The 26,078-nt window shown below is 61.0% G+C and carries 27 protein-coding genes and 1 pseudogene; 16 read left to right on the top strand and 12 right to left on the bottom strand.

Annotated elements, in window-relative coordinates:
- Nucleotides 1–237 precede the first annotated feature (237 nt).
- On the top strand, nt 238–1,557 hold the full coding sequence (locus BFP95_RS14890; protein ID WP_065875403.1) for a methyl-accepting chemotaxis protein: 1,320 nt from the start codon (nt 238–240) through the stop codon (nt 1,555–1,557).
- Nucleotides 1,558–1,633: 76 nt separating this feature from the next.
- Nucleotides 1,634–2,164, top strand: a complete 531-nt coding sequence (locus tag BFP95_RS14885; RefSeq protein ID WP_065875402.1) for a DUF1003 domain-containing protein — start codon at nt 1,634–1,636, stop codon at nt 2,162–2,164.
- On the opposite strand, the gene BFP95_RS14880 is transcribed toward BFP95_RS14885, so the two are convergent.
- A complete protein-coding gene (locus tag BFP95_RS14880; RefSeq protein WP_065875401.1) occupies nt 2,149–3,066 on the bottom strand; it encodes a LysR family transcriptional regulator in 918 nt (305 codons plus the stop codon). The two genes, BFP95_RS14885 and BFP95_RS14880, sit on opposite strands and share 16 nt — an antisense overlap.
- Nucleotides 3,067–3,146: 80 nt before the next feature.
- Here BFP95_RS14880 and BFP95_RS14875 point away from each other — a divergent pair, with 80 nt between their 5' ends.
- Together BFP95_RS14875 and BFP95_RS14870 are read left to right on the top strand one after the other, a co-directional pair.
- Complete coding sequence (locus tag BFP95_RS14875; RefSeq protein ID WP_065875400.1) at nt 3,147–3,848, top strand: CTP synthase C-terminal region-related (seleno)protein; 702 nt, start codon at nt 3,147–3,149, stop codon at nt 3,846–3,848.
- Nucleotides 3,845–4,165 (top strand): antibiotic biosynthesis monooxygenase family protein, encoded by a 321-nt coding sequence (locus BFP95_RS14870; RefSeq protein ID WP_065875399.1) that lies wholly within the window; start codon nt 3,845–3,847, stop codon nt 4,163–4,165. The genes BFP95_RS14875 and BFP95_RS14870 overlap by 4 nt, the downstream gene beginning before the upstream one ends.
- Nucleotides 4,166–4,393: 228 nt before the next feature.
- On the opposite strand, the gene BFP95_RS14865 is transcribed toward BFP95_RS14870, so the two are convergent.
- Nucleotides 4,394–4,717 (bottom strand): DUF2025 family protein, encoded by a 324-nt coding sequence (locus tag BFP95_RS14865; protein ID WP_065875398.1) that lies wholly within the window; start codon nt 4,715–4,717, stop codon nt 4,394–4,396.
- 232 nt (nt 4,718–4,949) lie between these two features.
- On the opposite strand from BFP95_RS14865, the gene BFP95_RS14860 reads away from it, so the two are divergent.
- Together BFP95_RS14860 and BFP95_RS14855 are read left to right on the top strand one after the other, a co-directional pair.
- On the top strand, nt 4,950–6,077 hold the full coding sequence (locus BFP95_RS14860; RefSeq protein ID WP_065875397.1) for a glycerophosphodiester phosphodiesterase family protein: 1,128 nt from the start codon (nt 4,950–4,952) through the stop codon (nt 6,075–6,077).
- Nucleotides 6,078–6,740: a helix-turn-helix domain-containing protein gene (locus BFP95_RS14855; RefSeq protein ID WP_065875396.1), complete on the top strand. Its 663-nt coding sequence runs from the start codon at nt 6,078–6,080 to the stop codon at nt 6,738–6,740.
- Here the strand turns inward: BFP95_RS14855 and BFP95_RS14850 are convergent.
- A complete protein-coding gene (locus BFP95_RS14850) occupies nt 6,732–7,595 on the bottom strand; it encodes a sterol desaturase family protein (protein WP_065875395.1) in 864 nt (287 codons plus the stop codon). The two genes, BFP95_RS14855 and BFP95_RS14850, sit on opposite strands and share 9 nt — an antisense overlap.
- Nucleotides 7,596–7,750: 155 nt before the next feature.
- Here BFP95_RS14850 and BFP95_RS14845 point away from each other — a divergent pair, with 155 nt between their 5' ends.
- The gene (locus BFP95_RS14845; protein ID WP_065875394.1) at nt 7,751–8,056 is read left to right on the top strand and encodes a PepSY domain-containing protein; all 306 of its coding nucleotides are present in this window, start codon (nt 7,751–7,753) and stop codon (nt 8,054–8,056) included.
- Between the two features lie 182 nt (nt 8,057–8,238).
- Complete coding sequence (locus BFP95_RS14840; RefSeq protein WP_065875393.1) at nt 8,239–9,411, top strand: GAF domain-containing sensor histidine kinase; 1,173 nt, start codon at nt 8,239–8,241, stop codon at nt 9,409–9,411.
- Here the strand turns inward: BFP95_RS14840 and BFP95_RS14835 are convergent, their stop codons facing one another.
- Complete coding sequence (locus BFP95_RS14835) at nt 9,412–11,040, bottom strand: methyl-accepting chemotaxis protein (protein WP_065910365.1); 1,629 nt, start codon at nt 11,038–11,040, stop codon at nt 9,412–9,414.
- Between the two features lie 259 nt (nt 11,041–11,299).
- Here BFP95_RS14835 and BFP95_RS14830 point away from each other — a divergent pair, with 259 nt between their 5' ends.
- Entirely contained in the window at nt 11,300–12,319 is a 1,020-nt protein-coding gene (locus tag BFP95_RS14830; protein ID WP_065875391.1) for a transporter, read from the top strand.
- Nucleotides 12,320–12,458: 139 nt separating this feature from the next.
- The gene (locus tag BFP95_RS14825) at nt 12,459–14,075 is read left to right on the top strand and encodes an inorganic phosphate transporter (RefSeq protein WP_065881063.1); all 1,617 of its coding nucleotides are present in this window, start codon (nt 12,459–12,461) and stop codon (nt 14,073–14,075) included.
- A 124-nt stretch (nt 14,076–14,199) separates the two neighbouring features.
- On the opposite strand, the gene BFP95_RS14820 is transcribed toward BFP95_RS14825, so the two are convergent.
- The 3 genes from BFP95_RS14820 to BFP95_RS14810 are packed head-to-tail and all read right to left on the bottom strand — an operon-like array spanning nt 14,200 to nt 16,866.
- Nucleotides 14,200–15,174, bottom strand: a complete 975-nt coding sequence (locus BFP95_RS14820) for a 5-oxoprolinase subunit C family protein (RefSeq protein ID WP_065875389.1) — start codon at nt 15,172–15,174, stop codon at nt 14,200–14,202.
- Complete coding sequence (locus BFP95_RS14815) at nt 15,171–16,049, bottom strand: 5-oxoprolinase subunit B family protein (protein WP_065910362.1); 879 nt, start codon at nt 16,047–16,049, stop codon at nt 15,171–15,173. The genes BFP95_RS14820 and BFP95_RS14815 overlap by 4 nt, the downstream gene beginning before the upstream one ends.
- Before the next feature lie 58 nt (nt 16,050–16,107).
- A complete protein-coding gene (locus tag BFP95_RS14810) occupies nt 16,108–16,866 on the bottom strand; it encodes a 5-oxoprolinase subunit PxpA (protein WP_065875387.1) in 759 nt (252 codons plus the stop codon).
- Nucleotides 16,867–16,987: 121 nt separating this feature from the next.
- Between BFP95_RS14810 and BFP95_RS14805 the strand changes: the two genes are divergently transcribed.
- The gene (locus BFP95_RS14805; RefSeq protein WP_065875386.1) at nt 16,988–17,905 is read left to right on the top strand and encodes a LysR family transcriptional regulator; all 918 of its coding nucleotides are present in this window, start codon (nt 16,988–16,990) and stop codon (nt 17,903–17,905) included.
- Here BFP95_RS14805 and BFP95_RS14800 read toward each other — a convergent pair.
- Nucleotides 17,902–18,798: a LysR family transcriptional regulator gene (locus BFP95_RS14800; protein ID WP_065910360.1), complete on the bottom strand. Its 897-nt coding sequence runs from the start codon at nt 18,796–18,798 to the stop codon at nt 17,902–17,904. The genes BFP95_RS14805 and BFP95_RS14800 overlap by 4 nt on opposite strands.
- Before the next feature lie 105 nt (nt 18,799–18,903).
- Here BFP95_RS14800 and BFP95_RS14795 point away from each other — a divergent pair, with 105 nt between their 5' ends.
- Nucleotides 18,904–19,662 carry an SDR family NAD(P)-dependent oxidoreductase gene (locus BFP95_RS14795; RefSeq protein WP_065875384.1) on the top strand — a complete coding sequence of 253 codons (759 nt, stop codon included), beginning with the start codon at nt 18,904–18,906 and terminating at the stop codon, nt 19,660–19,662.
- Here BFP95_RS14795 and BFP95_RS14790 read toward each other — a convergent pair.
- On the bottom strand, nt 19,619–20,080 hold the full coding sequence (locus BFP95_RS14790) for a multidrug/biocide efflux PACE transporter (RefSeq protein ID WP_065910357.1): 462 nt from the start codon (nt 20,078–20,080) through the stop codon (nt 19,619–19,621). The genes BFP95_RS14795 and BFP95_RS14790 overlap by 44 nt on opposite strands.
- Nucleotides 20,081–20,169: 89 nt before the next feature.
- Between BFP95_RS14790 and BFP95_RS14785 the strand changes: the two genes are divergently transcribed.
- Nucleotides 20,170–21,024, top strand: a complete 855-nt coding sequence (locus tag BFP95_RS14785; protein ID WP_065875382.1) for a LysR family transcriptional regulator — start codon at nt 20,170–20,172, stop codon at nt 21,022–21,024.
- 47 nt (nt 21,025–21,071) lie between these two features.
- On the opposite strand, the pseudogene BFP95_RS14780 reads toward BFP95_RS14785, so the two are convergent.
- Nucleotides 21,072–21,304, bottom strand: a pseudogene (locus BFP95_RS14780) (SRPBCC domain-containing protein); the annotation flags it as partial.
- A gap of 139 nt (nt 21,305–21,443) precedes the next feature.
- Here BFP95_RS14780 and BFP95_RS14775 point away from each other — a divergent pair.
- Together BFP95_RS14775 and BFP95_RS14770 are read left to right on the top strand one after the other, a co-directional pair.
- Nucleotides 21,444–21,932 carry a GNAT family N-acetyltransferase gene (locus BFP95_RS14775; protein ID WP_065875419.1) on the top strand — a complete coding sequence of 163 codons (489 nt, stop codon included), beginning with the start codon at nt 21,444–21,446 and terminating at the stop codon, nt 21,930–21,932.
- 20 nt (nt 21,933–21,952) lie between these two features.
- Nucleotides 21,953–22,558, top strand: a complete 606-nt coding sequence (locus tag BFP95_RS14770) for a pyridoxamine 5'-phosphate oxidase family protein (RefSeq protein WP_065875381.1) — start codon at nt 21,953–21,955, stop codon at nt 22,556–22,558.
- A 42-nt stretch (nt 22,559–22,600) separates the two neighbouring features.
- Here the strand turns inward: BFP95_RS14770 and BFP95_RS14765 are convergent, their stop codons facing one another.
- Nucleotides 22,601–23,083, bottom strand: a complete 483-nt coding sequence (locus tag BFP95_RS14765) for a GyrI-like domain-containing protein (protein ID WP_049711832.1) — start codon at nt 23,081–23,083, stop codon at nt 22,601–22,603.
- A 196-nt stretch (nt 23,084–23,279) separates the two neighbouring features.
- Here BFP95_RS14765 and alaC point away from each other — a divergent pair, with 196 nt between their 5' ends.
- A complete protein-coding gene (alaC, locus tag BFP95_RS14760; RefSeq protein ID WP_065875380.1) occupies nt 23,280–24,491 on the top strand; it encodes an alanine transaminase in 1,212 nt (403 codons plus the stop codon).
- Nucleotides 24,492–24,646: 155 nt separating this feature from the next.
- Here the strand turns inward: alaC and BFP95_RS14755 are convergent, their stop codons facing one another.
- Entirely contained in the window at nt 24,647–25,999 is a 1,353-nt protein-coding gene (locus BFP95_RS14755) for a GntP family permease (protein ID WP_065875379.1), read from the bottom strand.
- Nucleotides 26,000–26,078 lie beyond the last annotated feature (79 nt).

The following is a 26,078-nucleotide window of genomic DNA, read 5'->3' as shown; positions in this document are numbered from 1 at the left end:
ATCTTCCTCTCGGCACCCGAGAAGGAAGCACAATGCCACCATTGGTCGGCTACCCAAAAAAGGTCCTGCCCCTGGGGCGAACTTCTTGCCAGGCTGATCACTCTGAACCCGTTGTTCCCCCCCTCTGTCAGCACAAGGAAGCTGACAATGAGCAAGTCAACCGTATGGCGGATGCCTTACGGGGGCAGGCGCATACCCACGGAAACCCTAGAAGTTTGCTTGCCCGAGCACCCGAACATGCTATTCAACGCCCATAAAAAAACCATCAACACCTTGCAACACACCATTGCCCAACAGGCCAGCCTGCTGGACGCTATCGAGCGCTCCATGGCGGTGATCGAATTCGACCTGTCCGGCAACGTGTTACGGGCCAACCCCAACTTCCTCCAGACCATGGGCTACCGCGCCGAGCAGGTCGAGGGCCAGTCCCATCGAATGTTCTGTACCCCAGCGTTCGCCCGCAGCGCCGAGTACAACCAATTGTGGTCGAACTTGCGCAATGGTCAGTTCCAGTCCGGCACCTTTGAACGCGTGGCCGGCGATGGCCAGTCGGTGTGGCTGGAAGCCAGCTACAACCCGGTGCGTGATGACGCGGGTCAAGTGATCAAAGTGGTGAAGTACGCCATGGACGTCACCCCACGGCTACAGGCCGAAAGCGAAGCCAATGCCAAACTCGAGGCCATCGGCCGTGCCATGGCGGTGATCGAGTTCAACCTCGACGGCACCATCATCACTGCCAACGCAAACTTCCTGCAGCGCATGGGCTACAGCCTGGCGCAGATCCAGGGTCAGCATCACCGTATGTTCTGCACCGCAGAGATGGCCAAAAGCTCGGCCTACAGTGATTTCTGGCAGCGCCTGAACCAAGGCGAATTGTTCAGCGGCCAGTTCGAGCGGGTGGATAAAAATGGCCAAACCGTGTGGCTCGAAGCCAACTACAACCCGGTGTACGACGCCAGCGGGCGCCTGTGCAAAGTGGTCAAGTTCGCCTCCGATGTCACCGCTATGGTGCAACAACATGCCGCCGACGCTGCCAGCGCGGCCCAGGCGTACCATATTTCCCTGACCACTCGGGACATCGCCGAAAAAGGCGCCGAGGTGATCCAGCAAACGGCCAGTGGCATGCGCGACATTGCCGCGGACATCGACAGCTCCTCGCAGCTGATCGCCAAGTTGGGCGAGCGTTCGCAGCAGATCACCACCATCGTCAACACCATTCGTGGCATCGCCGACCAGACCAACCTGCTGGCACTCAACGCCGCCATCGAGGCGGCGCGTGCAGGCGAACAAGGTCGCGGGTTTGCGGTGGTGGCGGATGAAGTACGCCAACTGGCGGCGCGCACCAGCGGCTCCACGACGGAAATTTCCAGCATGATCGCGATGATCCAGGATGAAACCCGCCAGGCCATCCACAGCATGGACGGCACCCGCGACCGCGCTGCGCAAGGGGTCGACCTGGCCAATCGCGCTGGCACCGTGATCCTGCAGATTCGCGAAGGCACCAGCGAGGCGGTCCAGGCGGTGAGTACGTTTGCCAATGAGCGCGGCGGCAACTGACCGGTTCTTCATGTGCCTGCCGGGGGGCTCGGTCTATAGTGCTTGATTGTCTGCAAGCAAAAGACCCGAGCCCGCCATGACCCCAGAAAAGCCCGAAGCCACGCCCGTTGACCACCTGCGCTTCCACCGCTCTCACGCCCACCTGGCACCGACCTTCGGCAACGACACCTTTGCCCTCAAGGCCGAAGCCTTCGCCCGCTTCTTCGGCACTCCCACCTTCCTCGGCGCGCAAACCGCAATCGTGGTGCTGTGGGTGGTGCTGAACGCAACCGGCATCACGCACTTTGATGTGTACCCGTTCATCCTGCTCAACCTGGCCTTCAGCCTGCAATCGGCCTACGCCGCGCCGCTGATCCTGCTGGCCCAGACGCGCCAGGCTGCCCGCGACAAAGCGCAGACGGACGCCGATGCCCTGCACCGCGAAGCCTTGGCGACTGCCAATACCGAGCGCCAGGCCCAGGCCGAGCAGACCACCAGACAGTTACTGGAACTGCTGGAGCAAAATACCCGGCTTACGGAAATGACCAAACAACTGACAGAACACATCGAAAGCCTGACGTGTGAAATGCATGAGCACTTTGTCCGAAAACCTCAAGAACTCCAGTGATCCCCGGTGGGAGCGGCGGTGCCACACTTCATCCCAATATGCCGCCCCAGTTCATCGAACAGCGTCACCACCGAGCGCAACGCCCGGCAGTCCGCGCGCGTGAGCAACCACAACGCCGTATCGTGCCCGGCCAACGCGGGGCCCAGCGGTTGCAGGCCTGCATCCAATAGAAAGTCCGGCAACGCCGCCACCCCCAACCCCGCCCGCACCAAATCGGTGACCGATAACATGCTGTTGCAGCGATAACTGGGGCGCACACCGGGCAGGTGCTCGCAGCGCCAGGCGACCGTAGGGTGGTCGGGCAGGAAGTCATCCGGGGCGATCCAGGGCAGGTCGGCCAACTCACGGCCCGCGTGTTGGCGGGCGAAACCAGGGCTGGCGCATACCTGATAGGCCACGCCGCCAAGGCGACGGCCCACCAGATGCTCCGGCGGCGTGCGGGTCAGGCGCAGGGCGATGTCCGCGTCGCGGCGGCTGAGGTTGGCGAAATCATTCGACGTGCTCAGCTCCAGGATCAACGCAGGGTACTGCGGCATGAATTGCGCCAGGGCCGGCAGCAATAAACCCTGCAACACCGAATCGGTACAGGTCAGGCGCACCGTGCCGCTGATCACTTCCCCCCCCTGCTCCACGCCAACACGCGCCGCCTCCAGTGCTTGTTCAGCGCGCTCCGCCTGTTGGGCCAGGTTGCTTGCCAGGCTGGTGGGCAAGTAGCCAGTGCGGCTCTTTTCAAACAGTGTCTGGCCCAGCGCCGCCTCCAGGCGCCGCACTGCGCGGAACACCGTGGACACGTCCACCCGCAACAACGCCGCCGCCCGAGCGAGGGTGCCGCCGCGCACCAGGGCAAGGATCAGCGACAGGTCAGGGTAGTCAATTGAATAGTGCGTGGCTGCATTGAACATGTGGGAAAACGCCAATTTTAATTGCGTGCTCGCCAATCTATAGTGCACCCCAGGACACCACAAGCCATGGGACGTACACGATGAACGCCACACCCTTGCACCTCGCCCTGATCGGCGATTACAACCCCGATGTTATCGCCCACCAGGCCATACCCGTGGCGTTGCAACAGGCAGCCGACACCCTGGGCCTGACCGTTCATACCCAGTGGCTCGACACGGATGCCCTGCCCCAGTCACTGCATGGCTTCGACGGGTTCTGGTGCGTGCCCGGCAGCCCCTACCGCGATACCGATGGCGCACTGCGAGCGATCCGTTTTGCCCGCGAACAGCGGCGACCGTTTCTCGGCACCTGCGGCGGTTTTCAACACGCAGTGTTGGAATATGCCCGCAATGTGCTGGGCTGGAAGGACGCCGAGCATGGCGAACTCGCTCCGCATGCAAAGCGCGCGGTGATCACGCCACTGAACTGCACACTGGTGGAAGCCACCGACACCGTGCGTTTGGCGCCCTACACCCGCATCGCCGAAGCCTACGGGACTCTTGATGTACAGGAAGGTTATCGTTGCCGCTATGGCGTGAACCCTGAGTTTCTCAATGCCCTGCTGGAAGGCGATCTGATCCCCAGTGGCCATGACTCGGCAGGTGACCTGCGCGCGGTGGAACTGCTCGACCACCCGTTCTTCGTGGCCACCCTGTTCCAACCCGAACGCAGCGCATTAAAAGGCGTCACCCCACCCTTGGCGATTGCCCTGCTCAAAGCCTGTCAGGCGGTGTCGGCATGATCGCGCGCACGCCTGCCCCGCCCTACTACGCGGTGATTTTCAGCTCACTGCGCACCGAGGGCGATCAAGGTTACGGCCACGCGGCCAACCGCATGCTGGAACTGGCGCGCGAACAACCGGGGTTTCTCGGTGTGGAATCGGCACGGGAAGATGGCCTGGGGATTACCGTGTCGTACTGGGAGAGTGAGGCGGCGATTTCGGCGTGGAAGCAGCACGCCGAGCATCAAGCGGTGCGCGAACAGGGGCGCGCCACTTGGTACTCGGCCTTTCAGACCCGGGTGTGCAAAGTCGAACGGGCCTACGCATTCCAAAATTGAAATAGTACCTGAAGAGCAGCACAAAACCCTGTGAGGCTTGCTTGCGATAGCCAAAGGTATCTACGAAATATTGTAGTGAGCGGGCTTGCCCCGCGCTGGGCTGCGAAGCGGCCCTAAAACCTGACACTGCGTTTTGTCTGGATAACCGCGGTGGCTTTATTGGGGCCGCTTCGCAGCCCAGCGCGGGGCAAGCCCGCTCACTACAAACACCTATGGTTGTCGCCTTATTCAGCTCACCAGACTGCGCAACGCACTGATCTGCGCAATCTCCACCCGCCGCATGTACACCCGCAACGGTTCGGTGATGTTGATGCGGTCGTCGATGTTCTGGTCCAGCAGCAATTGGAGGCGTTCGCGGGACAGGGTCATGGTCTGCTCCGGGGCCGGCAGCCAGACAAACTCGGCGGTGGGGATGATGCCGTCATCGGCCACGTCCATACCGAAGGCGTCTTCGCTGAAACGTACGATGTACTGGCCGGTCTTGCGGTTGAGGCCAACAAACCCGTGGAGTTGGTCGGCGGCCTGGCAGATAAGCTCGGAGGTGATGCGCATGGTAAACCTCACTGAAAAGTCCTACATGGACTGGAAAGATGGTTTACACGCGTGGCGAAAAGTACCGTCCTCTAACGGGGCAGCTTCGGCCAAGAGTACTGCAATGCATCCCATAAAAACCCGAAAATTTTGCCCGTGCGCACGTTAATGTCGGTTTGGTGATAGCGCCTTTCGCCATCAATTGTTAAAAAGGAGGCCTTCTCAAAGCCTCCTCCACGAAAGGACTTCGCATATGCCTGTCACGTTTACCAAGAGCGCCCTGCTGCTGGCCCTGATGCTCGGCCTTGGCCAAGCACAGGCTGCCGACCCGATCAGCCCGGCTGAATTGGCGACTAACGAAGGCATCCCCTACCCTGCCGTGATCGCCCACCGGGGCGCTTCGTACGACGCCCCTGAGTCCACCGCCGCCGCCTACAAGGTTGCGCGTGACTTGGGCGCCGACTACCTGGAACTGGACCTGCAGCGCAGCAAGGACGGCGTGCTGTTCGCCCTGCACGACAACAACTTGCAGCGCACCACCGACGTGGCCACCAAGTTTCCCGACCGCAAGGACGCCCCGGCCAACGAGTTCACCTGGAAAGAATTGCAAACCCTCGACGCCGGCAGCTGGTTCAACGCCGCCTACCCGGACCGCGCCCGCCCGGGTTTCGTCGGCCTGAAAATCCAGAGCCTGGACGACATCATCAAGATCGCCGAAGGCAACCCGCAGCACAAACCCGGCCTCTACATCGAGACCAAGGAGCCCAAGCAATTCCCAGGCATCGAAGCCGACCTGAAGAACAAGCTGCTGGACAAAGGCTGGCTGAGTTCCGCTGGCTCCAAGCTGGGCAAGAGCAACACCGGCGTCGGCCAGGGCAAGGGCCGCGTGGTGCTGCAAACTTTCGAAGTGGCGAGCCTCAAAGAGCTGCAGAACGAAATGCCCAACACCCCGAAAATCCTCCTGCTGTGGGTGGGTGAAGGCAGCATCGAACCGAAAAACAAGCAGACCTTCGCCGAATCCGGTGAAACCACCAAGGCCGCCTACTACGCCAAGCAGGAGCCTAAGGACGCTGCTGAGTTCGAAAAATGGGTCGACGAAGCCAAGAGCCTCGGCGCCATCGGCACCGGCCCATCGGCTGAGCTGACAGACCACGGCGACCAGAGCTATACGGACTTAGTCAAACCCGAGATGAACAAGCTGACCCACGACAAAGGCCTGCTGGTACACGTCTACACCGTGGATGAGCCGGTCGACTTCGAGAAGGTAATGAAAGCGGGCGTCGATGGCATCTTCACCAACCGCGCCGCCGAACTGCTGAAATTCTACAAACGCTGGCCGTCGTCCAGCGTGCAGGACCTGCTGAACGACTATAAGTACTGAGTGAAGGCCGAATGGTCAGGCCGCCTGTGGTTGGGGCGTGACTACGGCCTTATCCTCGGCGAGCTGGGGCGCACCGCGCCCCATGCACATTACGCCCACCAGTTGATGCTCTGCGCCCGGCCAATCACGGTCAGCCTCGATGGCCAGGTCACTACAACCCATCGCCTGTTTATCCCTTCGCGGCAGACCCACGCCATTCTCGACACTGAGGGTGAGGTAAAGGTGCTGTATGCCGAACCCGCCGTGTTTGATACCGCCCACTTGCAACACCTGTTGATCCACGAGCAGCTGTCCCTGGAGGGGTTGCGCCAACTCCCCCGGCGCACGCTGGATGATCCACGCGTGGAACGAGCCCTTGCTGCACTGGATCAACAGTTGAGCGGCAAGGTTTCTGCCCACGCCCTGGCCGAAGCGGCGCACCTGTCATTGAGCCAACTGGAGCGGCTGTTCTCGGATCAACTCGGCTTGCCCGTGCGCCGCCTGGTGCTGTGGCGACGCTTGCGCATCGCCCTGCAATTGGCAATTGCCGGCGGCACACTGACCGACGCTGCGCACGGTGCGGGTTTTGCCGATTCCGCGCACTTCTCACGAACCATGAAGCAGTTGTTTGGCGTCACGGCGGCAGCCTCATTGCGCCAGCTGGAGGTGCAGCTATTAGCGTAAATCGTCTGGCAGTGCCGGCTCCTTGCTCAAGGCAACCGGCCTGAACGGGTCACGCAACTGTTCCCCATATGCCACCGGGAAATCCGGTCGACTGCCAATCCCCAGGTCTCCCGGCCCCATGCGATACCCCTCGCGATAGAACGCCGTGCCCAGCAGCCAATCCCACAGATTGAAAAACAGCCCGAAATTCACATCCCCGGCGCGACCGTACTTCATATGGTGAAACCGATGCACCGGCGCCCAGGCGAACACCCAGCGCAACGGCCCCAGGCGCATGTCTACATTGGAATGCTGCAACAACAATTGAACGGCGATGGCCAATGCCAGCAACTGCGCCACCGGCGTGGGAATGCCCAGCAGGATCAATGGCAACAGCCCCGCCGTGGCTTCCAGCATCTGGTGCAACGGATGCTTCATCAAACCATTGAAGCCGTAAAGCCGCTGCACGCTGTGGTGCACCGCATGCAAACGCCACAGCGCCCCAATGCGGTGGCTGGCGTAATGCATCAAGGTAATACCGGCATCAGCGAGCACAATCGCCATCAGCAGTTGCTCCCACAGCGGCCAGCCACGCGGCCAGATACCTTCAAACGCCAACAGCGCCGTAAGCCCCGGCAGGATCAACAACCCAGCGGCATTCAGGCTTTCGTTGACCAAGGCGTGCAAGGTGTCGCGCCGACGATCGCCCAGGCTGCGATTCCACTGCGGTTCATAGGGCAACCACCGCTCTGCCAGGAATGACACTGCGACGGCTATCACGAACAGCAGAATCAAGCTGTTCGGCTGCCACAGTCCGCAACCGATAAACCCCAGCAAAAAGGTGGGCGCGTAGATCCAACTCACTAACCGTTTCATGCCGAGTCTCCTTTGAAGTGAGCCCCCAGCATGAAATCCCCCGCGCGCGTCGGATTGAACAAACTGCGCAACCGCTTGAAATAATTAAGGATGAATTAAGTTGCGCTGGATAACCTGATCCCACTTAAACAGCTCACCAGACAAGGACACACACCATGAAAAACCTGACCGCTTTGTTCGCCGCTACCGCCCTGACCCTGACCGCCGGCCTGGCCCAGGCCGATGTTCGCCCAGACCAGATTCCAGGCCTGTTGCAGTCCGGCGCCGTGAAGCCTTTCGAGCAGCTCAACAAAGACGCCGTTGCCAAACACCCCGGCGCCACCATCAATGACACCGAGCTGGACAACGAAGCCGGCCGCCTGGTCTACGAGGTGGACCTGACCGACACCACCGGCAAAAAGTGGGACGTGAAGCTTGACGCCAAAACCAGCGAAGTCCTGGAAAACAAGCTCGACACTTGAGTTGTCTTCTTAAAAAACCGCGCCACCTAAGGGTGGCGCGGTTTTTTTGTGCGCGCTCGTCGGCAAGCTGTAGGAAATTCATCCCGGCGACGAAGGAAGTTGCCTACATACACTGCAAGGCCGTTAGAATCCCGTGCATCAGCCAAGGCATGACGCCCACCGCACACCAACAGAGACAGCCAATGGGGCAAAAAGCTGCCGACATCGCCACTATCGGTCGCATCAGCGCCGTGCCGGCCATGCTCAAGGTCATCAGTGACATGACCGGCCTGCGGTTTGCCGCTGTTGCCCGCGTTACGGAAAACACCTGGACAGCCTGCGCGGTGCTCGACACCCTGGGTTTCGGCCTGGGTGTCGGTGGCGAGCTGGACCTGACCACCACCCTCTGCCACGAAATCCGCAGCTCCCACGTGTCTGTGGTGATCGATAAAGCCAGCGAAGACCCGCTCTACCACGACCACCACACCCCACAGATCTACCGATTTGAAAGCTATATTTCCGTGCCCGTGTTTCGAACCGATGGGCGCTTCTTCGGCACCATTTGCGCGCTCGACCCCAACCCCGCCTGCCTGCGCAACAGCACCATCCAATCGACCATGGAGTCATTTGCTCGCGTGCTGTCGCTGCAAATCGAGGCCGAAGAGAGCCAGCAACGAACCGAAACCGACTTGCAGGAAGAACGTCGCACCGCCGAATTACGCGAGCAGTTCATCGCGGTGCTCGGGCATGATCTGCGCAACCCACTGTTCGCGATCAATTTCGGCGCCGAACGGCTGCTGCGCAAGCACCCCGACCCTGCCACTGACAGCACCGTGCGGCATATCCTCACCAGTGGTCGGCGTGCGGCGCAACTGGTGGAAGACGTGCTGGATTTCGCCCGTGGACGTATGGGCAGCGGCATTCCGGTAAGCATGGGCGATTGCCAGGGCTTACAGGCCGCGTTGCAACATGTGGTGTCAGAGGTCCAGAGCGTCCACCCACAACGCGAGATTGTGGCGAATATCGGCGAACTTCGAGGGTTCAAGGGTGACCGGGAACGGTTGGCGCAACTGCTCTCCAACCTGGTCGCCAACGCCATCCACCACGGCAGCCACGATGGCCCCGTTGAAGTCACGGCCAGGGTCGAGCAGTCGCACTTCACGCTGACGGTGAAAAACCCCGGGCAGATCAGTGCACAGGCCCTGCCTCGGTTGTTCCAGCCCTATGCGCGGCCGGTCAAGGAGGCGCCCCAGGCCGGGCTTGGCCTGGGGTTGTACATCGTCAAGCAAATTGCCGATGCCCACGGCGGTGAGCTGAGCGTGTCCACCACCGAACAGCACGGCACCGTGTTCACGTTCAGCTTGCCGACCGCTTGATCAGGCGCCCAAACGCGCCGTCACCTCATTCAACTCGCTCGACAACCCGCGCAGGTTGTGGCTTGCCGCTTCGGTGCGTTTGACGTTATCGAGGTTGGCCGTGGCCACGGTGGTGATCTGCGTGATGTTGCGCGAGATATCCTCCGCCACCGATGTCTGCTCCTCGGCAGCCGTGGCGATCTGGCGGTTCATGTCGCGGATCGCCTCCACCGCCTGGGTGATGTGAGCCAGCATGGCGCCGGCTTGCGTCACCTTCTCCACGCTGTCATCACTGCACGACTGGCCGCTCAGGATGGCTTCGGCCGCGTCCACCGCGCCGGTTTGCACGGCCTCGATAATGCCGTTGATCTCGATGATCGACGCCGCCGTGCGTTGCGCCAGGCTGCGCACTTCATCGGCCACCACCGCGAAACCACGACCGGCCTCGCCTGCGCGCGCGGCTTCGATCGCAGCGTTGAGCGCCAGCAGATTGGTCTGCTCGGCGATCCCGCGTATCACTTCCAGCACCTTGCCGATGCGCACGCTATCGGTTTCCAAGCGGCGGATGATGGTGCCGGTGTTGAGGATCTCGTTGCGCATCTGGCCGATGGTGGCGATGGTGACCTTCATCACCTCACCGCCTTCGCGGGCCGAATGATCCGCCTCATCAGCAGCACGGGAAGCACTGGCGGCGTGGCGCGCAACTTCCTGAGCGGTGGCCGACATTTCCGTCATGGCCGTGGCCACCTGGTCGGTGCGGTTGAATTGATCACTGGTACCGTTGGCCATCTGCCCGGCGATAGCATTCAACTCGCCGCTGGAACTGACCAGGTCGGTGGCGCTGCGCTGCAGGCGGCTGAACGTTTCGGCAAGAAAATCGCGCAAGGTATTCGCCGCTGCGGCCAGATGGCCCAGCTCATCCTGGCGACGGCTGGCCACGCGCTCGGCGAAGCGACCGTGGCTCAGTTGCGTCACGTAATCGATCAGGCTGCGGATCGGCAGGATCAGGTTACGGTTGATCAACCACAGGCTGAACAGACCGATCAACACACCGGACAGCAACATAACCGCCAGGCCCACCAACACGGTGCGCTCAGCGTAGGCGCTGATGGCTTTGGATTGTTGGCTGCCTTGCGCACGCAGGTCGTTGACCAGTGCACTCATCTGCTCGCTGGCAGCGCGGTCCACGCCCTTGACCGCCGTGTCGCCAGCGGTTGCATCGCCGCCCGCGGCTACGTAGGCATCGCGGCCCTTCTGGTAGGCCACGCCGAGTTGCACGTGTTCCTGGCGCAGGGTTTCGATACGCCGGCTCAGGGTCGGGTCGCCGATGGTCTGGATGACCAGCCGCGTGAGGATGCCTTGCACATCGCGCTGGCGGTCCTGGAACTGGCCCCAATATTTCTCCATGTCCTGAGGCTGCTTGCCGCGTAGCAGGACGTTTTTCCATTCCTGCACCTGCACTTTGAATTGCAGGTTGGCCTCGTCAATCATCTGTGAAGTCAGTAACGGCCCATCAATCAAACTGCGATAACTCTGCACCCCGTTGGACAGGAAGTTGAAACACGCCAGGGCGATCAGCAAGATCGCCAACAGGCTGCCACCGAGCAGCGACAGGATTTGTGCTCTCAAGGAGGTTCGCAAAACATTCATCGGGGAAAAGCCTCGATACAAGGAATTGGTGCGTGCACGCCTAACGTCCTTGTTGTTAAAGCACCGCCCATCCACAGCGGTTCATAACGCCCTGAATCGGCCGAGCTAGAGGCTTCTTGAACGGTTGCTGACAAACGGTCAAATAAATGTCACCGCAACGAAATAATTCCAGAATCGTCACAAAACTGTCATTTCCCCTTGCAATGATCGCCCACGCGACCTGTGAAACGTCCTACAGGCCATTTCTCTGCGAGCCCCCATGAACCACAGCATTGATCACAGCCACCAGGATCCCGATCTGTTTGGCTTGCTCTACGGTTTCCGTTTTCGGCCCGGTGAGAAGGGCGAGCAGATAGATTCGGCCACGGCGCTTCAGGCCCTGCAGCAACCGGCCGACCCGGAAGAGTTTTTGTGGCTGCACCTGAACCTGGCCCACGCGGCGTGCGAACGCTGGATGCAGGCACACCTGGACCTGCCGGAAGAGTTCTTCGAAGCCCTGCATGAAGGTTCGCGCTCCACGCGTATCGAACATGTCGACTCGGCCTTGCTGGCCGTGGTCAACGACGTGGTGTTCAACTTCAGCAGCATGGTGTCGTCGGATATTTCCACGCTCTGGGTCTGCGCCCGCAGCCGTCTGTTGATCAGTGCGCGCCTGCAACCGCTGCACTCGGTGGACAAGTTGCGCTCATCGGTGAAAGCCGGTGAGCGCTTTCGCTCACCGCTGGCCCTGCTGGTGCACCTGCTGCGCGACCAGGGTGAAGTACTGACGCAGATCGTGCGCAAGACCAGCATCAGCGTCGACCATATCGAAGACCAGTTGCTGTCCTCGCGCTTGTCCACCAACCGCGCCGAACTGGGTGCCGCGCGCCGGGTGCTGGTGCGCCTGCAACGCCTGCTGGCGCTGGAGCCGGGCTCGCTGCTGCGCCTGCTGAATCGCCCGCCGCAGTGGCTGCAAAAGGAAGACGTGAAGGAATTGCGCAAGTCCACCGAGGAGTTTGCGCTGATCATCAACGACCTGATGGCCCTGGGCGAACGCATCAAGCTGTTGCAGGAAGAGATCGCGGCCAACCTCAACGAGCAAAGCAACCGCACGTTGTTCACTCTCACCGTGGTGACGGTGCTGGCATTGCCGATCAATATCATCGCCGGTTTTTTTGGGATGAACGTCGGGGGCGTGCCGCTTTCACAGGATCCGGAGGGGTTTTGGATATTAGTGGCGTTGGTGGCGACCTTCACGTTAATCGCCGGACGCTGGGCATTCCGCAAATTCTCAAGCTGAAATGAGATCAACTGTGGGAGCTGCGGTGCTTTATGGACCGGCGGCAAATCCAATTCCCTAAACACTGACCTGCGGCAGCATCTCTGTAACATTCTGCAATGACTATGAACGGCATCCTCACAACACTGGATGCTCCGGCATGGCCAACCCTTCCTTGACTGCCTCCACCCACACCTCAGTTGCAGACCCCAAACCCAGGCTGGACAAGAAACCCAGCCTGGTGACGGTGATCATCTTCTTCGCCGTACTCGCCATGGGCCTGTTGTTTACCGCCTACAGCCTGATGCATGACATGCACGAAATGGGCGCGCAACTCACCACCTGGACACCGTTCCTGCTATTGGGCGTAGCGCTGTTGATTGCCCTGGGGTTCGAGTTCGTCAACGGCTTCCACGACACCGCCAACGCGGTGGCGACGGTGATCTACACCAACTCGCTGCCGCCCCATTTTGCGGTGGTGTGGTCGGGCTTTTTCAACTTCCTCGGCGTGCTGCTTTCCAGCGGTGCGGTGGCGTTTGGCATCATTGCGCTGCTGCCGGTCGAGCTGATTTTGCAGGTGGGCTCATCAGCCGGTTTTGCGATGATCTTCGCGCTGTTGATCGCCGCCATCCTGTGGAACCTCGGCACGTGGTGGCTGGGGTTGCCGGCGTCGTCTTCCCACACGCTGATTGGCTCGATCATCGGCGTTGGCGTGGCGAATGCCTTGATGCACGGGCGTGACGGCACCAGCGGTGTGGACTGGAGCCAGGCGATCAAGATCGGTTACGCCTTGCTGCTCTCGCCGCTGATCGGCTTTGCGTTTGCGGCGATGCTGTTGCTGGCCCTGCGCGCCTTCGTCAAGAACCGCGCGCTGTACAAGGCGCCGAAAGGCGACACGCCACCGCCGTGGTGGATCCGCGGCATGCTGATCGCCACCTGCACCGGCGTCTCCTTCGCTCACGGTTCCAACGATGGGCAGAAAGGCATGGGCCTGATCATGTTGATTCTGGTCGGCACGCTGCCGATGGCCTACGCGCTGAACCGGGCGATGCCCGCCGAGCAGTCGTTGCAGTTCGCGGCCGTGGCCGAAGTCACCCAGGTCGCCCTGGTAAAAAGCGCGCCGCAAGCGCTGACAGGCGACCCGCGTCCGATCCTCTCGACCTACGTGCGCACCAAGGAAGCCACGCCGGAACTGGTGCCCGCCCTCGCCGCGCTCGCCGGGCAGATCGGGGATGAAGTCAAAGGCTACGGTTCCCTGGCCAAAGTGCCCGCCGAAGCCGTCGGCAACGTACGTAACGACATGTACCTGACCAGCGAAACCATTCGCCTGATGGACAAGGGCAAGGTCGGCAATTTCGACGCCGACACCCAGGGCAAGCTGCAACTGTTCAAGCAACAGATCGACAGTTCCACACGCTTCATTCCGCTGTGGGTGAAAATCGCCGTGGCCATCGCCCTGGGCCTGGGCACCATGGTGGGCTGGAAGCGCATCGTGGTGACAGTCGGCGAGAAGATCGGCAAGACGCACCTGACGTATGCTCAAGGCGCCTCGGCCGAGATGGTGGCGATGCTGACCATCGGCGCGGCGGACATGTACGGGTTGCCGGTGTCGACCACGCATGTGCTGTCGTCGGGTGTGGCAGGGACCATGGTGGCGAATGGCGGTGGGTTGCAGATGCGCACTATCCGTAATTTGCTGATGGCGTGGGTGCTCACATTGCCCGCGGCCATTCTTCTTTCGGGCAGCCTCTACTGGCTGTTCACCAAACTCTTCTGACACAACTCAGAGCAAAAATGTGGGAGCTGGCTTGCCTGCGATAGCGGATTAACATTCAACACATTTGTTGACTGAAAGATCGCCATCGCAGGCAAGCCAGCTCCCACAGTGGTTTTGCAGGTATTCAGTTGTTGAAGAGTCCAGTCATCGCTTTGACGCGTTTCTTGTACACCCGCCGCGCCTCCAGTGCTTCCTCCAGCGTCACCGCCACAAACCCCGCCCGCTGGTTCGGCTGCATCTGCCCGATCAAGTCCAGATCGGCACTGATCACCGTGCCAATCATCGCGTACCCACCGCCCGACACCGCGTCCCGATGCAACACGATCGGCTCCAACCCGGCCGGCACCTGGATCGAGCCGATCGGGTAGCAACTGTCGACGATATTAGAAGGATCGGAGCCCGCGCCAAACGGCTGCTCCCGTGGCTGAAAGCTCAGCGCACTGCCGCCTTTGAAGCGATAGCCGATGCGGTCGGCTTCGGAACCCACTGTCCAGGGCTCGGCAAAAAAGCTGTTTTTGGCCGCATCTGTCAGCCGCTCGTAATACAGCCCCGGCACCACGCGCAGGGTCACATCACCGCCCACCGAACGGCGCAACGCCATCGGTAAACTGTCGCCCGCACGGCCCGTACCACTGGCGTCACCGATGGGCAATTCGTCGCCTTCCTGCAAGCGCCGACCGTGAAACCCGCCGAGTGCGCCGAGGGTGTAAGTCGAACGACTGCCGAGCACCAACGGCACGTCAATACCACCGGCCACCGCGAGATACGTCCGCGCGCCGGCCTTGGGAAATTCAAAGCGTAAAACCTGCCCGGCGCGCACCTGGAACGCGGTGTCCTGGTGCACGACTTCACCGTCCAGGCGCGGCGACATCAAGGCACCGCTGAGTGCCACCAACGCGTCCTGTTGAAACGCCAGTTCGGGGCCTATCAGCGTGCATTCCAACCCCGCCGCGCCGACCGGATTGCCCACCAGGTGATTGGCTGCGCTCAATGCATATTGGTCCAACGCACCCGACGGCGGGATGCCCAAGTGGTAATAACCTTCGCGGCCAAGGTCCTGCACGGAGGTGGCGAGGCCGGGTTTGAGCACCTTGATCATGCCAGCGCCTCCTGCAGGGATTTCGGATAACCCATGGGGTCGGCGAGAAAGGCGTCGAGGGAAAATTCCACCGGGCGGATGCGCAGGTCGAAATGTCCTGCGTCCACTTCGGCCACCGCCAGGTCGTAGGCGTCACGGTCCATCGGTTTGAACTGCACGATATCGCCGGGACGGAAGAACACCATGTGTTCCTTGAGGTACGCCAATTGCTGCGCCGGGTCGTAGATCGGCGCCGGGGTCACGCCGAACATCTGGTAGCCACCTGCGCCGCGTACCGAGTAGATGCAGCCGAAACAGCCACCATGGCCGAGGGTCAATTTGGGTGTGTCGGTGCGCGGCCGCAGGTACTTGGGCACCTGCAATTGACGCTCGCGCTCGACCATCTGGAACATGAACGGCAAGCCCGCGACAAAGCCGACCATCGACACAAACCACGGCGCGCCACTGTGGGCGGCGATAAACGCATCCACATCGGCCAGGCCATTGATACGCGCCGCGTACTCAAGGTCGGTGCCGCTGGGGTCTTGGTGGCGGTCGCGAAAGCGCATCAGGGTTTCATGGGTCCAGGGGTCGTTGTAGAGCACCGGAATTTCAATGATGCGCGTGTGCAGGGTGCGTTCGGCCACGGCCTGGGCTTCGGCGGTCTGCACCGCATCGAGCAATACATAGGGCGCGATGCGGTCGGGGTCGAAGCGAATCTGGAACGATGCGTTGGCCAGGCACACGTCCAGCACGCCCTCCAGCGCCAGGCGCTCCACCGCACGCGTCACGGCCATGCCTTTGAAAAAGGCCTCCAGCGACATACTCTCGCTGACCTCGGCAAACAGGTGTTCATCACCGCCGAAGCTGTAGCGGATGGGGGACGTTTCAGCCATGTCTGTTCCTCTTGGAATCATTGTAGAAAGGCAGGCGAAAAAAAATGATGTTTCGATCTTATTGGGGTGTTTTGACGGTGATGCCCGCTTGGTCCAGGGCTTCGCGGGTCGCCTCCACCAGTTCAAGCGCGCCGGGCGTGTCGCTGTGCAGGCAGATGGAATCGAATTCGATAAACAAGTCTTCGCCTTCTACGGTGCGCACCAGACCGGTCTGACACGCACGCAGGACTCGCGCCGCCACGGTCGCCGGATCCAGCGCCCGCACATTGCGCGTAAACACGATGGAGCCCGTCAGATCGTACTCACGGTCGGCATAAAACTCGCGCACCACCGGCTGCCCGAGTTCCTGGGCGACGCGCCAGATCACTGAGTTGGGCATGCAGTACAGCAGCAACGTCGGCTCGATGATTTGCAGGTTTTGCACCAGCAGCCGCGCGGCTTCTTCGTCGCGGGCGAGGTGCATGTACAGCGCGCCATGGGGTTTGATGTGTTGCAGGGTCATGCCCTGGGCGCGCGCGATTTCACGCAGCGCGCCGAGCTGATAGAGCATGTCGTCCACCAGCTCCTGGGCCGGCGCGTTGATGTGGCGCCGGCCGAAGCCGACCAAATCACGGAAGCCAGGGTGCGCACCGATAGCGACGCCCAGTTGCTTGGCACGCTCGACGGTACGGCGCATGGTGCCGGGGTCACCGGCGTGAAAGCCGGTGGCGATATTGGCCGAGCTGATATAAGCCATCAGCTCCGCGTCGACGCCGTCGCCAATGGTCCAGGGGCCGAAGCCTTCGCCCATGTCTGAGTTGAAATCCACTGCCTGCATCAGGGTCGCTCCGCCAAAAGGTGATATTGGAAAGTAGGCTGCCGCTTGACCCCTTGGGAAGATCTATTATCAGATGACCCATCTTCTGAAAATCAGATAGCCCTACGTTTTGGAGAGGCAGATGTCCCTGACCTTGCGCCAAGTCCGCTATTTCGTCGCCACGGCTGAGATTGGCCAGATTTCCCAGGCGGCGATTCACCTGAATATCTCCCAATCGGCAGTGACCACGGCGATCAAGGAATTGGAGGCCATGCTGGGTGTGCAACTGTTCGTGCGCTCGGCCCAGGGCATGAACCTGACCGATGCCGGCCGGCACTTTCTCAACCGCGCCTATGTGATTGTGCGCAGTGTCGATGATGCGTTGAACAGCCCGTTGCCCGACTACCGCGCCAGTGGCGTGTTGCGCCTGGCGGCCAGCTACACGGTGCTCGGCTACTTCCTGCCCCACCACCTGCAGCGCATGGAACACTGGCACCCGGACGTGACCATCGAGGTCTTTGAACAGGAGCGCCAAGCCATCGAACAAGGTTTGCTCGACGGCCAGTTCGACATGGCGGTGGTGCTCACCGCCAACCTCACCCACCCGGATATCGTCTCGGAAATCCTGTTCAATTCGGAACGTCGCCTGTGGCTGCCCAGCCATCACCCCCTGTGCGAACGCGGCGCCGTGAGCTTGGCGGATGTGGCCCAGGAACCCTACATCCTGCTCACCGTCGACGAGGCCGAACACAGCGCCATGCGCTACTGGGAACAGGCCGGGCAAACGCCAGGGGTGCGGCTGCGCACCAGTTCGGTGGAGGCGGTGCGCAGCATGGTTGCCAATGGCAGCGGTGTGGCGATCCTGTCAGATTTGGTGCACAGGCCTTGGTCACTGGAAGGCAAACGCATCGAAACCCTGACCGTCACCGACCCGGTAACGCCCATGAGCGTCGGCCTGGCCTGGCACCGTGAGCGTGCGTTTACCCCGGCGATGCAGGCGGTGCGCGATTACTTCCACGACGCGTTCCTGGCGCCGCAGCAGTTGTCGGCACGACGCTAAAGCCGGGCTTGCAAGGTGGCGGCAAGCCAGTCCATGAATACCCGTACACGCTGCGGCAAATGTCGCTGGCCGGCGTAAAGCAGCGAGACATCCAGCGGGGGTGCCGGGTAGTCCGGCAATAGCGCCACCAACTCACCGCTTTCCAGCAGGTCACGAATGCCCAGCGCCGGTACCTGGATAATGCCGAAGCCGCCGAGGCACGCCGCCCTGTACGCATCGGTGCTGTTGACTGTCACCCGCCCGGCCATGGGAACGCGCTGCACCTTGTTGCCCTGCACGTATTCAAAGCCCGCCGAGCGTGAGCCCAACGGCCGCACGTAATGCACCAACTGATGCTGCGCGAGGTCGGCCAGGGTCTCGGGCACGCCGTAACGTTGCAAGTACGCCGCGCTCGCGCAGTTGATCATCGGCAGGTTGCACAGCAAGCGTGCCACTACGGTCTGGTCCGGTTGTGCGCCGACGCGCAGCACGCAATCAAAGCCTTCCGCGAGCAGGTCGACCTGACGGTCGGTGGTGCTGATTTCCAGCTCGATCAGCGGGTGTGCGTCCATGAATGCCGGCAGTTGCGGCAGGATCAATTCCCGCGCCATCACGTTGGGCATGTCCACACGAATACGCCCGCTCAGCTGCGCTTCGTCCTGGCGAAACAGCCCTTCCAGTTCCTCCATGTGCGACAACAAATCCTTGCTGCGCTCATACAACACGCGGCCGTCCTGGGTCGCCTGGACCTTGCGCGTGGTGCGTTGCAGCAGGCGAGCGCCGAGCAGTTCCTCCAGCGCCTGCACATGCTCGGAAACGGTTGAACGCGGCAGGCCCAGGCTCTCGCCTGCCTGGGTAAAACTCGACAGTTCGGTGACGCGCACGAAGGTGCGCAGCAGCTCAAGTTTGTTCATGGGATTGTTCGCTCTATCCGGCCAGTGATTCCGGTTTAACCCTGTTTATCACGTTATGACCGGACAAATACACTCAGTCTCACCACTACTTCAGAGGACTTCACCATGACCCGTAAAATCGCATTGATCACCGGCGCCAGCCGTGGCCTGGGCAAAAGCGCCGCACTGCACCTGGCGGCGCAAGGCGTCGATATCATCGGCACTTACCACAGCAAGGCCGACGAGGCGCAGGCCGTGGTCGCGCAGATCGAACAATTGGGTGGCCGCGCGGCGATGCTGCAACTGGATGTCAGCCAAAGTGCGAGCTTCAATGAGTTTGTTGGCAGCGTCGGCGATGTGCTCAAGGCGGTTTTCGCACAGGATCACTTCAACTTTCTGGTCAACAACGCCGGCATCGGCGCCCACGCCAGCTTTGCCGACACCACTGAAGCGCAGTTCGACCAATTGGTGGCTATCCACTTCAAGGGGCCGTTCTTTCTTACGCAAAAACTGCTGCCGCTGATCCGCGACGGTGGCCGCATCCTCAACATCTCCAGCGGCCTGGCGCGGTTCAGCCTGCCGGGCTATTCAGCGTACGCGTCGATGAAAGGTGCGATGGAAGTGCTCACGCGCTACCAGGCCAAAGAGTTGGGCGTTCGTGGTATCACCGTCAACATCATCGCACCTGGTGCCATTGAAACCGACTTCGGTGGTGGCGCCGTGCGCGATAACGCTGCCCTCAATACCATGGTCGCCAACAACACCGCCCTGGGCCGAGCCGGCTTGCCGGACGACATCGGCGGGGCGATTTCGAGTTTGCTGGCCGACGGCAGCAACTGGATCACCGGTCAGCGCATTGAGGCTTCGGGGGGGATGTTTCTTTAAGCCCCAGGAGCTTCTCGCACAGCACGTCATAGCCCCAGTGATACACATAGGTGTACGGCAGGAAAAACAGCAGTACACCTATGTCGAGGATGAACGCCTGGATCAGGCTGATGTTCAGCCACGCCGCGATCAGCGGCACACACACCAGAATCAGCCCGCCTTCAAACAGCAACGCATGCAACACCCGCGTCCACGGCGTGTTGGCCAGTTGCAGGCGCGCTTTGAGGCGGTCGAACAGGCCGTTGAAGATCACGTTCCAGGTCAGCGCGATCAGGCTGATCGCCAGGGTGACCATGCCCATTTCCAGGGCGGGCTTGTCCATGATCCACGCCAGCAATGGGGTGCAGATCAACAATGCCAATCCCTCAAAACCGATGGCTTGGCAAACACGTTCAGTAACCGACTTGGTAGGGCTCATAACCAGCGCTCTGTGAGTGACGAGGGTTGCCATGTTTACCCTTTGACTCGATACTTCATAACCAATAACCATCGATCAAGGCGATAGTCATGGCCTCCCATGAAGTGCTGCAGGCGTTCGTACAGGCAGCTACGCAAGGCTCGTTTTCCGCAGCGGCGCGCAAGCTGGGCAAGAGCCAGTCCACCGTCAGCGCGGCAGTGGCGAGCCTGGAGATTGATTTGGACGTGGTGCTGTTTGACCGCACTAGCCGCAAGCCGACACTGACCCCGGCCGGCCATGTGTTGCTGCAACGCGCCGAGCAGGTGCTGGAGGCCAGCAGTCGTTTGGAACTGGCGGCGAGCCAACTGGCCCAGGGGTTGGAGCCGAAGCTGACCATCGCCATGTCCGATACTTACCAGTCCGATCGCTTCGAGGTCGCGCTCAGCGCCTTTGAGCAGCGTTACCCGGACCTTGAACTGGAATGCCTGATCGCTGAGTGCGAGGACTTGATGGCCTTGGTGCAAAGTGGCCGTGCGCACCTCGCTTTTATTGAAAAACAGGATAACTACCCGCCTGACCTCACCGGCGCGCCGGTAGCAGAAAGCACGGAAATCTCACTGTTCGTCGCGGCCAGGCACCCACTGGCCAAACTGAAAAACATCCCCGCCGACACGCTGCAGCAGCATCGCGAACTGCGCCTGGCCAGCATCATCAACCCGACTGAAACCCGCCCCAGCGGCCGCGTGTGGTCGGCGCCGAGTTACTTGATGTTGATGGAGATGGCGCAACTGGGCTTCGGCTGGGCACCGCTGCCGCGCTGGCTGGTGGAGCGTTTTGATGGCGGCCAATTGGTGGAGCTCAAAGCACGCAGTTGGCCGCGCTCGGTGGCGGTGGACGCGTTGTGGTCGCGGCAGCACCCGCCGGGGCCGGCGGGGAGTTGGTTGTTGGGCAAGATGCTCGAGTGATCCCGACCAGACAATGAAGATCAAATGTGGGAGCGCCTACCGTTAGCTCAATCCCTCATGCCTTCGGTGACCAGCGTCACCAGCCGATCCAGGCTCTGGCCCCAGCCGTCATGAAACCCCATGGCCTCAGGGGCTTTTTTATCTTCAGCGCTCCAGTGCATGGCGCGGCGGTGTAGAGGGTCTTGTTGCCGTCGACCTCTTGCAGGGTCACTTCAGCGGTCATGAACGGCTTACCCGACGGGATCCAGCCCGGCGTAAACGCATCGGTAAACACCAGGCGCCGTATTGTTGTGTTCAGAGATTCAATGGGCGCACGGGGCTCACTATAGTTCGCGTCGCTCAAGGTTTCCGGTCGACCCGACAGACGCCAAACCCGCTAGAATCCCCGCCTCTTTGTAGGATTTCGGATGCGCCCCCCCATGGAAACCCGCCTCGTCCCCTATGAGACGCTGAGCCTTGTACAGAAACAGCAGCTCGACACCCTGCAAGTGCATCCCGAGCAACTGGCGTATTCCGGTGATATCTACTGTGCGCTGAACAGCCTGCTGGCCAATCCCAATCCCGACGCGATCAAAGGCTTCGCCCTGCTAGCCGACGACCAGCCCGTGGCCTTCCTGTTGCTCAAACGCCCACCTTGCCTGCCCCATTGGGCGCATGAACACAGCGCGACGCTGCATGCATTGCAGGTGGACCGGCACCAGCAAGGGCGCGGATTCGGCAAGGCGTGTTTGCAGGCGTTGCCGGCGGCGGCATTGCAAGCGTGGCCACAGATCAAGGGCTTGGAGTTGTCGGTGGACGCGGACAATGTGGCGGCGATGCGGCTGTATCTGGCGGCAGGATGGGTGGACAGTGGGGAGGCGTACAAGGGGCGGATTGGGTATGAGCGCCGGTTGGCGTTAGTATTTTGAACGGTAAGGAGGTGGTAAGCATGCTGACAACCCTCGAACAACTCGACACCCTCTACGGCCTCCCCCACGAGCGCGCCGTGCGCAAGGAAATCCCGTTTCTCAACGAGGACTACCAGGCCATGGTGCGGGCGTCGCCGTTGGTGGTGGTGAGTTCGTCCGGGCCGGACGGCATCGACGGTTCGCCACGCGGCGATGTGCCTGGGTTTGTGCGGATTGTGGATGAGCGCACCCTGGCGATTCCGGATCGGCCGGGGAACAACCGCGTGGATACCTTGCGCAACCTGATCCAGGACCCGCGGATTGCCTTGCTGTTCATCATCCCGGGGATTGGCGAGACCTTGCGCGTGAATGGCCGGGCGCAGATTTCCATCGAACCTGCGCTGCTGGAGAGCTTTGCGGTGAATGGCAAACCGGCGCGGTCGGTGATACTGGTGCAGGTGGAGGCCGCGTATTTCCACTGTTCCAAGGCGTTTGTGCGCTCGGATTGCTGGAACCCAGAGAAACAGTTGGACCGCTCGGCGTTGCCGTCAGCGGGGGCGTTTCACAAACGGCTCAATGATGGGCAGTTCGACGCCGAGGCGTATGACCGGGAGATGCCGGAGCGGGTCAGAAATACGTTGTACTGATATCCCGCAGAAGCCGGCTAGCCGGCTTCTGCAAGGCGGTCGTCAGCCTCTTTCGCCAACCGGCAACCAGATCTCCACCGTCCCGGTGCCTTTGCGCCCATCAAAATCCGCGCTATACCGCTCGAAATCCGCGCCCATCACCTTATAGCCCGAATGGGGCAGCCATTCGAACATGATGCGCTCGTAGGTTTGCTCAAGCGCCTGCACCGGCCCGTAATGCGGGAACACGGCATAGTTGAGCGGCGGAATTTCGATAGACTCGAAGTTGCCCGGCACTTCGGCTTTGCTCGGGACTTCAACACCGGCCATGTAATCGAATTCGCCGTGATGGGGGTTATGGCAAACGCCATACGTCACCCCGCCAACGCGCTGCTTGATATCCTTGATGCAGGTATCGAACAACTCCCAAAGCTTGGGGATATCACCCACGGTGGCCTTTGAATAACGCCCTTGTACGCCGGCAATCACCAGGGCCTTGCCCGCTTCCATGCGCGGTTCTAACGGTTGTTTTGTCTGCTGATCCATACGAACAGTCTCCTTCTTATGAGGGAACAAACCCGCATCGAGTATAGGGGCATATCCGTATTGGACTCCATGCAGAAAATTTTCCTACGCATCTGGACAACTGGCCATCACCGACCGTATTGTCTGCCCCGCAGGCCACCGCAGTGGCCGACGTCGCTCGGACGGTTCCGGGCGCTTACGTACCCTCGAGGCAACAATGGCTGACCAAGGTTTGCCGCGCCGCTTTGCGCGCATAGATCGACTCCCCCCTTACGTGTTCAATATCACTGCCGAGCTGAAGATGGCTGCGCGTCGGCGCGGCGAAGACATCATCGACTTGAGCATGGGTAACCCTGACGGCCCGACCCCACCGCATATCGTGGAGAAAATGGTCACCGTCGCCCAGCGTGAAGACACCCACGGCTACTCCACCTCCAAAGGCATTCCGCGCCTGCGCCGGGCGATTTCGCGCTGGTACAAAGACCGCTATGAAGTGGACATCGACCCAGAAACCGAGGCCATCGTGACCATCGGTTCCAAGGAAGGCCTGGCGCACTTGATGCTGGCCACCCTGGACCAGGGCGACACTGTTTTGGTGCCGAACCCGAGCTACCCGATCCACATCTACGGTGCCGTGATTGCCGGCGCCCAGGTCCGCTCGGTGCCGCTGATTCCTGGCGTGGACTTCTTCGCTGAACTGGAACGGGCGATTCGCGGTTCGATCCCCAAACCGAAGATGATGATCCTGGGCTTCCCGTCCAACCCCACTGCGCAGTGCGTGGAGTTGGATTTCTTCGAGCGCGTGATTGCGCTGGCCAAGCAGTACGACGTGCTGGTGGTGCACGACCTGGCCTACGCCGACATCGTCTACGACGGCTGGAAAGCCCCGTCGATCATGCAGGTACCGGGCGCCAAGGACATTGCGGTGGAGTTTTTCACCCTGTCCAAGAGCTACAACATGGCCGGCTGGCGCATCGGTTTCATGGTGGGTAACCCGGAACTGGTCAACGCCCTGGCGCGGATCAAGAGCTACCACGACTACGGCACGTTCACCCCGCTGCAAGTGGCGGCGATTGCGGCGCTGGAAGGCGATCAGCAATGCGTGAAGGACATTGCCGAGCAGTACCGCCAGCGCCGCAATGTGTTGGTCAAGGGCCTGCATGAGCTGGGTTGGATGGTGGAAAATCCGAAGGCGTCGATGTACGTCTGGGCGAAAATCCCCGAGCAGTATGCCGCCATGGGTTCGCTGGAATTTGCCAAGAAGTTGCTGCTGGAAGCCAAGGTGTGTGTGTCGCCGGGGATTGGGTTTGGCGAGTACGGGGATGATCATGTGCGCTTTGCACTGATCGAGAACCAGGACCGGATTCGCCAGGCCGTGCGCGGGATTCGCGGGATGTTCCGGGCGGATGGCCTGGTCACCAAGGCCTGACCCAATCTCCCTGAAGAAATGCGGTCAAACATGTGGGAGCTGGCTTGCCTGCGATAGCATCACCTCGGTGTATTTGCTACACCGAGGTGCCTGCATCGCAGGCAAGCCAGCTCCCACATTTGATCGGGTTACCACAGGGGTAACGGTGGTGCGGCTTACACCACCAACGACAACAGCATGATAAAGATCAACGCCACGATCGACAGAATCGTCTCCATCGCCGTCCACGTCTTGAACGTCTCAGCCACGGTCATGTTGAAGTACTGCTTAACCAGCCAGAACCCCGCATCGTTGACGTGAGACAGGATTAACGAACCCGCCCCTGTCGCCAACACCAGCAGCTCACGGTTAACCCCTGGAATCATGCCTACTACCGGCACCACAATGCCCGCGCCAGTAATGGTCGCCACGGTGGCCGAGCCCGTCGCGACGCGAATCACCGCCGCCACCAGCCACGCCAGCAGGATCGGGTTGATCTGCGCGTTGACCGCCATATGGCCAATCACGTCGCCCACACCGCTGGTCACCAGCATCTGCTTGAAGCCACCACCGGCACCGATGATCAGAATGATCGCGGCGGTCGGCGCAAGGCTGGCGTCGAGCAGCTTGAGGATTTGCTTGGAGTGAATGCCTTGGCGATGGCCGAAGGTATACAGCGACAGCAGCAACGCCAGCAGCAGCGCAGTGATCGGGTGACCGATCATGTCCATCCAGTTGCGCACCACGTTGCCTTCGGCAAACGCGATGTCGGCAAAGGTTTTGAGCAGCATCAGGAACACCGGCAGCAGCACAGTGACCAGGGTGATGCCAAAGCTCGGCAACGACTTGTTATCGGTCTCGCGGGCCAGTTGGTCGACCAGTTCCTGGGACGGGTTGCCCGGGATGTACTTGGCGATAAACGTACCGAAGATCGGGCCTGCGATGATGGCAGTCGGCAGTGCGACGATCAGGCCGTACAGGATGGTCTTGCCGATGTCCGCGCCAAACACGCCGATAGCCAGCAGCGGGCCCGGGTGCGGTGGCACCAGGCCGTGTACCGCCGACAGGCCGGCCAGCAGCGGGATGCCGATCTTGATCAGCGACACGCCGGTGCGGCGCGCGACGATGAATACCAGCGGGATCAGCAAGACAAAACCGATCTCGAAGAACAGCGGGATACCCACCAGGAACGCGGCAAACATCATGGCCCACTGGACCTTGTCCTTGCCAAAGGCGCGGATCAGGGTCTGGGCGATCTGATCGGCACCGCCGGATTCGGCCATCATCTTGCCGAGCATGGTGCCCAGCGCGAGGATGATGCCGACAAAGCCGAGCACCCCGCCGAAACCGTCCTGGAACGCCTTGATGATCTTGTCCACGGGCATGCCCGAGGTCAGGCCGAGGAAGCCGGCCGCGATGATCAGTGCAATGAACGGGTGCACCTTGAACTTGGTGATCAGAACGATCAACCCGATGATAGTGACCACTGCGTCTAGCAGCAGGTAGGACTCGTGGGACATGCCAAACATGGGGGGTCTCTCCTGTTTGTTGTTGTTATTAAAGCGGGTGTTGAATCTTTCGCCGGGGATAGCGCTATCTTTCCGGCAA

Source organism: Pseudomonas sp. 58 R 12 (genome assembly GCF_900005865.1).
GTDB classification, from domain to species: Bacteria; Pseudomonadota; Gammaproteobacteria; order Pseudomonadales; family Pseudomonadaceae; genus Aquipseudomonas; species Aquipseudomonas tritici.
The sequence above is the reverse complement of the archived record's forward strand: the minus strand, read 5'-3'. Positions and strand labels throughout refer to the sequence as shown.